The sequence below is a fragment of the Acidimicrobiales bacterium genome (assembly GCA_030747595.1).
In the GTDB taxonomy this organism is placed as follows: Bacteria; Actinomycetota; Acidimicrobiia; order Acidimicrobiales; family MedAcidi-G1; genus UBA9410.
This window is the reverse complement of the sequence record JASLKK010000029.1, coordinates 1-2,449: the sequence shown is the minus strand read 5'-3', so window position 1 is coordinate 2,449 and position 2,449 is coordinate 1. Positions and strand designations below refer to the sequence as shown.

The following is a 2,449-nucleotide window of genomic DNA, read 5'->3' as shown; positions in this document are numbered from 1 at the left end:
TGTTGGCCGACCGAGTGTGGATGAGTGTCGGGATGCGGAAGGTCGGCACCAGGATGCGCTCACCGGCCGTCATGTCCAGGTCCTCCCAGTGGACCTGGCTCTTGATGAACGCCGGCATCGAGTATTCAGGCCAGCCCCAGTCCCGAATGGTCTCCGAGAAGAACTCCAGCTTCTTGGACGGCGTGGGGAAGCCGAACCGGGCCTGCCCGTCGATGTCCACCGCCGGTGACCCGTCGCCGATGAACGGCATGTGGCCGATGATCTCGTCCAGCGAGTCGTGTGAACCAGCCGTGCCGGGCCGACGCCAAACGCCGTCCCCGTCGCGGATTGAGCCAACTAGGTCAGCTTCGGACACCTCCCGCTCGTATACCTGCTGCTGGTCGCCGGGCAAGGCGAACGACCCCTTGCGACGCATGTACTCCAGCGGGGTCACCCCCTCGGCAGCTGCCGCCTCAGGCAACCCGGGCACCGAGCCCTCAAACAGCATCGTGTAGTACTCATCCAGGGTGAGTGGCGTGCCCGGCTGTTCACGGCTCTCGAACTGCTGGCGGATGCCCAGCGAACCGTCAGGGTCGATGTGCCACGACAGGTCGATCCAGAACTCCTGCTCCTCCCAGACCTCGCCCGGGTTGGCCTCGTATGTCCGCTCGAACGTCTCCCCGTCCAGCTCGCGGTGGCGGCGGGCCACCGGCTGGCGAAAGCCGATCCACCGACCGTTGTGGGTCTCGAAGCTGGCCACGTCGTGGCGTTCCGAGGCGACACCCATGGGCAGGACGTAGTCGGCAAACCACGCCGATTCATTCCACGTCGGAGTCAACGCCACGTGGCAGCCGATCAGGTCCGGATCCCTCAATACCTCCATCCACGTGAACCCATCGGGGTTGGTCCACAACGGGTTGTAGACCCGGGTGAAGTAGGTATCGATGCGACCCCGGCCGGCCTTGAGGAAGTGAGGCAGCAGGATCGACAGCTCGTGGTGGGTGAGCGGGTATTCGATCGGCCACTGCATCTCGTTCCAGCGGGCCTGCGGCTCCGGATGCATGGGGGTGACCGGGATGAACTTGTTCCACCCGTTGGCGTTGGTACCCCCCTCGGTGCCCACCGAGCCGGTCAGCACGTTCAGGAACTGCAGGCAGCGGGCCACCATCCAGCCGCCCTCGTTGCCGGCCGAAGATGCCCGCCACGTGTGCGAGGCGAACCGGCCGAGACCGTCCCCGACCACCCGGGCCACCTCCAGGACCTGACCCTCCTCGAGGCCGCACACCCGGGCCGCCTCGGCCGGGGTGTACTCGGCGTACTGGTCGATGAGAGCCTGGCGCACGTTGGGGAACGTGGGCTCTAGATCGGGCCTGGCCTCCCGGAGGAACGTCTCCCAGTTCACCCACCGCTCGAAGAACTTGGCGTCCCAGGTGTTCTCGAGCAGCAACAGGCGGGCGATGGCCAACAGGAGGAACGCCTCGGTACCCGGCCAGGGCGAGAGCCAGTGGTCGGCCTTGGCTGCCGTGTTGGACAGGCGGGGATCCACGCAGACCACCGTGGCGCCATTCTGCTGACCCTCGATGATCCGCTGGGCGTGCGGGTTGAAGTAGTGACCGGCCTCGAGGTGCGACGAGATGAGGAAGATGACCTTGGCGTTGGCGAAGTCGGCCGACGGGCGGTCGAAACCCATCCACGAGGCGTAGCCGACGCGAGCGCCGCTGGAACAGATGTTGGTGTGGCTGTTATGCCCATCGATCCCCCAGCTGTGGAGCACCCGCTCCATGTAGCTGTCGTCGCCCATTCGACCTACGTGGTACATCACCTCGTGGTGACGGTCCTCGCGAAAGGCGGTACCGATCCGGTCGCCGATCTCGGCGAGTGCCTGTTCCCAGGTGACCTGCTCCCAGAGGCCCTCGCCTCGGTCACCCACCCGTTTCATGGGGTGCAGAATCCGCTCCGGGTCATCAACCTGGTTGATGGTTGCCGGGCCCTTGGCGCAGTTGCGGCCTCGGCTGGCCGGATGCACCGGGTTGCCTTCGAACTTAGTGATCTTCCCGGTGTCCTTGTCGACCCAGGCGAGTAGGCCGCAGTTGGCCTCGCAGTTGAAGCAGGTGGTGGGCACGAGGCGGTGGGAACGCCGTACCTTGGTGGGCCAGGCGGCGGGGTCGAGGGACTCGACATGGTCCCAGGACTCCTCGGGTGGGTAGGCCGACAGGGTCTCGGTCATGGGTACTCCAGGGGTCCGGTGGACGGCGGCTACGAGAGGGGGACGGACTGGCCGGCCCGGACGTAGGCATCCTCGTAGGCGAACAGGCCGTACAAAGCAGCCAGGGGGACGATGGGTTGGACAGGGCCGGTCCAGTCGAACACGATCTCGCCGAACACGATGTCCAGGCTCAGGAACAGCAGCGAGAAGGTCATGCAGAACAGCCATTCGCGCCACCGCTTCCGCTGGGCACCGTGGCGGAGA

2 protein-coding genes are annotated in these 2,449 nt (G+C 66.0%); both read right to left on the bottom strand.

The window, feature by feature from the left end; genetic code table 11:
* Nucleotides 1-2,206 (bottom strand): molybdopterin-dependent oxidoreductase (locus QF777_11815; protein ID MDP6912229.1); only part of this gene is annotated, 2,206 nt, incomplete at its 3' end.
* Nucleotides 2,207-2,235: 29 nt separating this feature from the next.
* Nucleotides 2,236-2,449 (bottom strand): hypothetical protein (locus QF777_11810; GenBank protein ID MDP6912228.1); only part of this gene is annotated, 214 nt, incomplete at its 5' end.